Here is a 7778-nt window from a genome sequence, read left to right on the forward strand (position 1 = left end):
TGGGATCACTGGAAACCTCGTCGGTATGACGACGCAATTGAGTTTCGAGACCACGGCGAGGGAACTCGCGACCGACCGCGGCACCCTCCGGTATCACGAAGCGGGCCAGGGTGAACCGCTCCTGCTGCTCCACGGATCCGGGCCGGGTGTCACCGGCTGGCGGAACTACCGAGGTGTGCTCGCCGATCTCGCCGAGCACTTCCGCTGCCTGGTCCTGGAATTTCCGGGCTTCGGAGTGAGCGATCCGTGCGAGGGCCACCCGATGGCGATGGCGTCGGTGGCCGTGACGGACTTCCTCGACGGACTCGGCCTCGACCGCGTCTCCGTCATCGGTAACTCGATGGGCGGAATCGTCGGAACGCAATTCGCCATCGCCCAGCCCGATCGGGTGAAGAAGCTGGTCACCATCGGAGGGGCGGGACGGTCGGTCTTCGCTCCGTCCCCCGGCGAGGGCATCCGGTTGCTCATGGAGTTCACCGACGATCCGACCCGGGAGAAACTCGTCCGCTGGCTGCGTTCCATGGTGTACGACCCGGCGATCATCACCGAGGAACTCATCGAGGAGCGGTGGGCACTCGCCACCGAACCGAAGACCCTCGAGATCGCACGGCGTATGTACAGCACTGCTGCTTTCGCCGCCTCCGCGAAGGCCGCGGCCGCTTCCGACGCCACCCCGTACTGGGCTCAGCTGCACAAGATCACCGCGCCGACCCTGCTCACCTGGGGCCGGGACGACCGGGTCAGTCCCGTGGACATGGGAATGCTCCCGATGCGCGAGCTGCGCCGGGGTGAACTGCACGTGTTCCCCAATTGCGGGCACTGGACGATGATCGAAGCACGCGAGGCATGGCTGTCGACCGTGCTCGCGTTCCTCACCCGAGAAGACTCCTAGGCACCGGTCGCCGAGGGTGCCCGCCGGGTACCCTCGGCGCCGGCCGAGCGGTTCCCGCTCAGTGGAAAATCCACGATACGAGAACCGTTCTCCTGGGACCGTAAGCGCCAACGGAACCGACGCTCACCATGCCGTACCGGGGGCGTCACCCTCACAGAGCTGGAGAGATCATGGGACAGGTGCTCGACTCCGTTTCGGAGTTCGCAGACGAAATCCGCGCGGACGGCGCCGAAGGCGACACCCTCATGCGTCTGACCGACCGCAGCGCAAAAAGACTCCGTGACGCCGGTGTCATCCGGCTCCTGCAGCCGAAGGAATTCGGCGGTCTCGAAGCGCACCCGCGGGAATTCGCGGAGACGGCCATGGCCATCGGTGCGATGGACGGCGCGACCGGCTGGGTCAGCGGCATCGTCGGTGTCCACCCGTGGGAGATGGCCTTCTTCGACCCGAAGGCGCAGGAAGAGGTATGGGGCGAGAATCCCGACACCTGGATCGCCTCCCCGTACGCGCCGATGGGTGTCGCGACCCCCGTCGACGGCGGGTACATCCTCAACGGCCGCTGGTCGTTCTCCTCGGGCACCGATCACTGCGACTGGGTGATGATCGGCGCGGCCGTCGGCGACAAGGACGGCAACCGGCTCAACCCGCCACAGAGCCTGCACGTGCTCCTGCCGCGGTCCGATTACACCATCGACCACGAGAGCTGGAACGTGGTCGGTCTGCGTGGCACCGGATCCAAGGACCTCATCGTCAAGGATGCCTTCCTCCCCGAGTACCGCACCCTGCGCGCGGAGCGCGTCATGGGCGGTGTGGCATGGCAGGACGCCGGCCGGGACGAAACGCTCTACAAGTTCCCGTTCTCGTGCATCTTCCCGCTCGGTATCACCTCGTCGCTCATCGGTATCGCCGAGGGCGCTCTGAACTGCTACATCGAGTCGCAGCGTGAGCGGGTCACGGTGTCCGGCACGGCCATCAAGCAGGATCCCTACGTGTTGTCGGCCCTCGGCAACGCCGCGGCGGAGATCGCCGCGTCCCGGGCCGCGATCCTCGAGACCGTCGATCGTTTCTGGGATCTGACGGAGAAGGGCGTGGAGGTCACCTTCGAGCAGCGCGCCATCGGCCGGCGCACGCAGACGGCCGCCGCTTGGCGGGCCGTGGCAGCGGTCGACGAGATCTTCGCCCGTGCCGGCGGTGGCGCACTGCAGTTGAGCAACCCGCTGCAGCGCTTCTGGCGCGACGCCCACGCGGGTCTCAGCCACGCCATCCACGTGCCCGGATCCATCTTCCATGCCGCGACGCTCTGCCAGCTCGGCGAGGAGCCGCAGGGCATGATGCGGTCGATGATCTGACACAACCCCACTGACGGCGAAGGAACATTCGGATATGACGGACATCCGGGGCCTGGGTTATCTCAGGATCCAGACCACAGACATCACTCGCTGGCGAGAACTCGTCGTCGACGGACTCGGCATGGCGGTCGGTACCGGGCCCGAGGCCGACGGTCTCTACCTGCGCATCGACGAGCGCCGTGCACGTCTGATCGTGCTTCCCGGCGAGGTCGACAAGGCGCTCGCCGTGGGCTGGGAGGTGCGCGACGAGTTCGCTCTCCGCCGCGTGCGCGAGGCGGTCGAGAAGGCCGGCATCGAGGTGGAGGTGCTCTCGGAGGAAGAGTCCACCTACCGCGACGCCGAGCAGGTCATCGCCTTCGACGACCCGGGCGGAACTCGCACCGAGGTCTTCTTCGGGCCGGTGCTCGACCACAGCCCGATCGTGACGCCTTTCGGCGGCACCTTCCATACCGGTGAGGAAGGGCTCGGACATGTCGTCCTGCCCACCGCAGCCTTCGCCGAGTCCTACGAGTTCTACACCGAGGTACTCGGTTTCCTCCCGCGCGGAGCGACACGGCTCGGCGGACTCTCGGCCCCCCCGCCGGTCCGACGAGTGCGTTTCCTCGGCGTCAACCGCCGCCATCACAGCCTCGCGCTGTGCCCGGCCCCGCCCGGGAGCGCGCCCGGTCTCGTGCATCTGATGCTCGAGGTCGACACCCTCGACGCGGTCGGTCAGGCCCTGGATCGGGTGAACAAGCTCGGTTTCTCGATCTCGTCGACACTGGGCCGCCACACCAACGACAAGATGGTCTCGTTCTATGTCCGGGCTCCGGGCGGATGGGACATCGAGTTCGGCACGGAGGGGATGCTCGTCGACGAGGCCTTCTACACCGCAGAGGAAATCACCGCGGACAGTTACTGGGGCCACGACTGGTCGGGTTCCGAACCGCTCGCGGCGTTCTCGCCTCCGGTGGGCTGATCGAGTTCGTCCACCCGGATACCTTCCGACGATGCCACGGCGTACGACGCCGTGGCATCGTCGCGTCGGTGGGCCTGGCCGATCGCCTCGGTGCACCGGGAAGGGCGCTCCCGGTGAGCGGGACCGGAAGGTGGTGCGTCACTCGCTTCGGCGAGAGTGATGTGGATTACAGCTCACGCCGGATTCTCACGCACTCGACGCGGGCCGTCCCTACGCATGCCCGAGGTGCTCCTGTGACGTCACTGCTGACCGAACGAATCGCCGACTTCGCCGCCGCGCGCAACGCCCGCGCGCTGCCGCCGGAAGTCGCCGACTACACCGGACTCATCGTGTTCGACACCCTCGTGTGTGGCCTCGCCGCAGCACGCATGGAACGTACTCGCATGGCACACACGGTGATCGATCGCCTCGGCGGGCCCGAGGAAGCCACCGTGTTCGGCCGTTCGACCAAAGCGCCTGCCGCCGTCGCCGCTGCGTTCAACTCCGAGATCACCTACGCGCTCGACGCGGACGACACGCTCTTCAATTCGGCGCACTTCGCGACGATCGTGGTCTCCTCGGCCCTCGCCGAGGCCGAACGCGTCGGTGCGTCCGGCGACAGCCTGCTCCGTGCCGTCGCTGTCGGCTACGACATGACCGCGCGGCTCAACCTCGCATGCTCGTTCATGGAGGTCGCCGACGGAAAGATGAAGTGGTCGGAGCTCTTCGGGAGCGGATACGGCACTCTCGGCACGGTCGTCTCCGCCGGCCTGGTGTCGGGTGTGTCCCGCGACCGGATGATCCACGCGCTCGCGCTCGCTGCGGCGACAGCCCCGACGGCCCGGAACACCCACAACACCGAACGCACGGAACTGGCCACCTACAAGTACTGCCCGAACATGCATGTGGTGCAGGCAGGAATGACGGCATTGGTTCTTGCCGAGGCCGGCTATCTGGGGGAACCGGACCTGCTCGACCTCGAACCGGGATTCTTCGAGGCCCAGGGATTCCGTTCGGTGCGGCGCGAGGCGATCACCGAGGATATCGGAGACCACTGGTGGATACTCGACAGCGCCGTGAAGTACTACCCCGCCTGCCGCTACACGGGTGCCCCCATCGATGCGTTGCGCGCGCTCGTCCGTGAGCACGGCTGGGGGCCGGACGATATCGAACACATCGAGGTTCGGCTCAACCCCGGCGCCTACAGCCAGCGGGTGTTCCACACGCCGGCAACGAGTATCGAACCCGACCATCGTGCCGCGATCCACGGAGCCTTCAACATCCCCTATCTGCTCGCACTGGCCGTCCTGCAGATCACACCCGGACCCGCGTGGTTCGATCCGATCCACACCCAGGATCCGAAGGTGTGGGACATCGCGTCCAGGATCGTGACGGCACCCGATCCCGAACTCGACCGCGACTGGGGAGACGCCGTGGCCGATTCGACGATCGGCCGCCCCCGCCGAACCCGTGCCTCGATGACGGTGCGCGCCCGCGGCCGGGAGTACGTGGTGGACACGGAGTTCACTCGGGGAGACCCCTGGACCCCCGAGACCCGTGCGGACTGGGACAGCGTGATGAGCAAAGCGGTGGACTTCTGCGGCGATCTCGTCTCCGTGGAACAACTCGAGCGGCTCGCCCGGACGGTTCGCGATCTCGGATCCGTGCAGAACGTGGCGACCGAACTCGCGCCGCTCCTGCGCGTCGAGTGACCTCGGGACGCGCCGGCGGGAGTATCCATCCGAAACTCGGACACGGCCGGTCGCTGCCGTAGCCGCGCGGGTGCACAGGAGTCGGCGCGTGGAACCCGGATATGCTGCGGGGGAAGCGCACACACGACACGAGGAGTCCGATGACCGCCGACGACGTTCTGGACGCGGTCCGGGAATCGACCCCGGGGATCGCCGATCGGGCCGCACGTGTCGACCAGTTCGGCCGCATTCCCGACGAGACCATCCGCGATCTCGTCTCGGCCGGAGTGTTCCGCATGTTGCAACCCCGCCGGTACGGCGGATCGGAGACCGAACCCGCGCGGTTCTACGAAGTGGTGCGGACGATTTCGGAGGTCTGCGGCTCGACGGGATGGATCGCCTCCATCGTCGGTGTCCATCCCTGGCATCTCGCTCTGTTCGACGACCGGGCGCAACGCGACGTGTGGGGTGAGGACGATTCCGTGCTCATCTCCTCGGCGTACGCCCCGGTCGGAAGACTCGTCCCCGTCGACGGTGGTTACCGCCTGTCCGGAACGTGGATGTTCTCCTCCGGCTGCGGGTTCGCCTCGTGGGCGCTGCTCGGTGCGGTGATCGTCGGATCGGAGGGGCAGCCCGTCGATGTCGTCACCGTCCTCGTTCCGAAGTGCGACTACATGATTCGCGACGTGTGGAACGTCGTGGGACTGCGAGGGACGAGCAGCAACGAGATCGTCGTCGACGACGTGTTCGTCCCCGACTACCGGGTGAAGAGCAACTACGAGACCTCGCAGCTGCGAGGGCCGGGCCAGAAGGTCAACCCCGGTCCGCTCTATCGGCTTCCGTTCGCCGCCATGTTCACCACCGCCGTCGCCGTGCCCATCGTGGGGGTGGTTGCCGGATGTTACGACGAGTATCTGTCGGCGATGCGCGAGCGGGTGCGGCTGAGTCTGGGCGGGGGACGTTTCGTGGACGATCCGTTCGCGCAGGTCGCCGTGGGACGGGCAGCATCGGATATCGACGCGGCGACGCTCCAGCTCGACCGTAATATGCGTGAGCTGTGGAAGCTGGCGCGGGCGGGCGCGGAGATCCCGCTGCAACTGCGCTTGCGTACCCGGCGGGATCAGGTGCGGGCCACCGAGCGAGCGGTCGAGGCGATCGACCTGTTGTTCAAGACGGCCGGGGGGACGTCGTTGTTCCTCGGCGGTGTCATCGAACGTGCCTGGCGCGACGCACATGCCGGAAGCGTCCACGTCGCGAACGAACCCGAGCGGGCCTATGCCTTGTACGGACGGGACGCATTCGGGTTGCCGGTCGAGGACAATCTCATCTGATCTCCGCGCTCCCGGTGGGGACGCCGCGAGTGTTTCTGCCCGTTCTCCCGGCCACCGGGAATTCTTCACCGCCGAGGGGGAACGGCCTCTACGGTCCGAGGGGATCACTCCACCCTCTGCGGGATCGTGTGCCGCTCTCCGTTTTCGGAAGGACCTTCCATGAGCACTTCTCCGGTTCGCCCTGTCCCCGCCGGCGAGATCGAACGCTGGGATCTCGAAGCCGACGTCGTGGTCGCCGGTTTCGGTATCGCCGGTGTCTCCGCAGCGATCGGTGCGGCCGAGAGTGGCGCCGACGTACTGGTGCTCGAACGTACCGGCGGCGGTGGGGGAGCGGCGGCGCTGTCGGGCGGCATCGTCTACCTCGGCGGTGGCACACGACTGCAGAAGGCGTGCGGATTCGACGACACCCCCGAGCAGATGAAGACCTTTCTCGCCGCGGCCCTCGGTCCGGGTGTGGACGAGGACAAACTCGACGTCTACTGCGAGGGCAGCGTCGACCACTTCGAGTGGCTCGAAGCATGCGGCGTGCCCTACAAGGAGAGCTTCTGGTCCCAGCCCGGGTGGGAGTGCCCCGTGGACGACTCGCTCATGTACAGCGGTGGTGAGAACGCCGCGCCGTTCGCCACACTCGTCGACCCCGCTCCCCGTGGGCATCTCGCTCAGGTGACGATGCCGCGCAACGGTGATCAGGCTGCCGGTCACGTGCTCATGACGACCCTGATCGCGAAGGCCGCCGATCTCGGCGTGCATGTCGAATCCGATGTCCGGGTCCAGCGTCTCGTCGTCGACGAGACCGGACGCGTCGTAGGGATCGTCGCCACGAGGTTCGGTGCTCCGCTCACGGTACGTGCGCGCGGCGGTGTCGTCCTCGCCACCGGGTCGTTCGCCTACAACGACGAGATGATGCAGGCGCACGCCCCACGGCTGTACAAGCGGCCTGCCGCGACCGTGGAGGAGCACGACGGTCGTGGAATCGCGATGGCTCAGGCACTCGGAGCGCGACTGGCGCATATGGACGCCTGTGAGGTCGCGTTCTTCTGCGACCCGCAACTGATCGCGCGAGGCATCCTGGTCAACGGCCGGGGGCAGCGTTACGTCACCGAGGACACCTATCCCGGGCGGATCGGCCAGCTCACCATGTACCAGAACGACAATCAGGCGTTCCTGGTCATCGACGAACAGGCCTACGAGGAAGGAATGGCCACACCGACCTCGAGTCCGCAACTCCGTCACCGGCCGACCTGGGTGTGTGAGACGGTGTCGGAACTCGAGTCCGAAATGGGTCTTCCCGCAGGAACTCTCGTCTCGACGGTGGAGCTCTACAATCGGCACGCCGAATCGGGGACGGATCCGGTCTTCGGAAAGAAGGCGGAGTGGGTGCGGCCCCTTCGATCGCCGATCGCCGCGATCGATCTGCGCGGCATGACCGGAGGTTTCACCCTGGGGGGACTGCAGACCTCGGTGGACTCGGAAGTTCTTCATGTGGACGGAGATCCGATTCCCGGTCTGTATGCGGCGGGCCGTTGTACGTCCGGTCTCTCGGCGTGGGGCTACTGCAGTGGCATCTCCCTCGGTGAC

6 protein-coding genes are annotated in these 7778 nt (G+C 66.8%); all 6 read left to right on the forward strand.

The window, feature by feature from the left end; genetic code table 11:
• Positions 1–25 precede the first annotated feature (25 nt).
• Positions 26–892, forward strand: a complete 867-nt coding sequence (locus R1101_RS0101735; protein WP_016931766.1) for an alpha/beta fold hydrolase — start codon at positions 26–28, stop codon at positions 890–892.
• Between the two features lie 170 nt (positions 893–1062).
• Positions 1063–2241, forward strand: coding sequence for an acyl-CoA dehydrogenase family protein (locus R1101_RS0101740; RefSeq protein WP_016931767.1), 1179 nt, complete (start codon positions 1063–1065; stop codon positions 2239–2241).
• A gap of 34 nt (positions 2242–2275) precedes the next feature.
• Positions 2276–3199, forward strand: a complete 924-nt coding sequence (gene bphC, locus R1101_RS0101745; protein ID WP_016931768.1) for a biphenyl-2,3-diol 1,2-dioxygenase — start codon at positions 2276–2278, stop codon at positions 3197–3199.
• Between the two features lie 233 nt (positions 3200–3432).
• Positions 3433–4890 carry an MmgE/PrpD family protein gene (locus R1101_RS0101750; protein WP_016931769.1) on the forward strand — a complete coding sequence of 486 codons (1458 nt, stop codon included), beginning with the start codon at positions 3433–3435 and terminating at the stop codon, positions 4888–4890.
• 140 nt (positions 4891–5030) lie between these two features.
• Positions 5031–6200, forward strand: a complete 1170-nt coding sequence (gene hsaA, locus R1101_RS0101755; protein ID WP_016931770.1) for a 3-hydroxy-9,10-secoandrosta-1,3,5(10)-triene-9,17-dione monooxygenase oxygenase subunit — start codon at positions 5031–5033, stop codon at positions 6198–6200.
• Between the two features lie 159 nt (positions 6201–6359).
• Positions 6360–7778, forward strand: a 1419-nt coding sequence (locus tag R1101_RS0101760; protein ID WP_016931771.1) for an FAD-dependent oxidoreductase, incomplete at its 3' end; no start/stop codon positions are given.

It is taken from the genome of Rhodococcus sp. R1101, assembly GCF_000278445.1.
GTDB lineage: Bacteria > Actinomycetota > Actinomycetes > Mycobacteriales > Mycobacteriaceae > Rhodococcus > Rhodococcus gordoniae.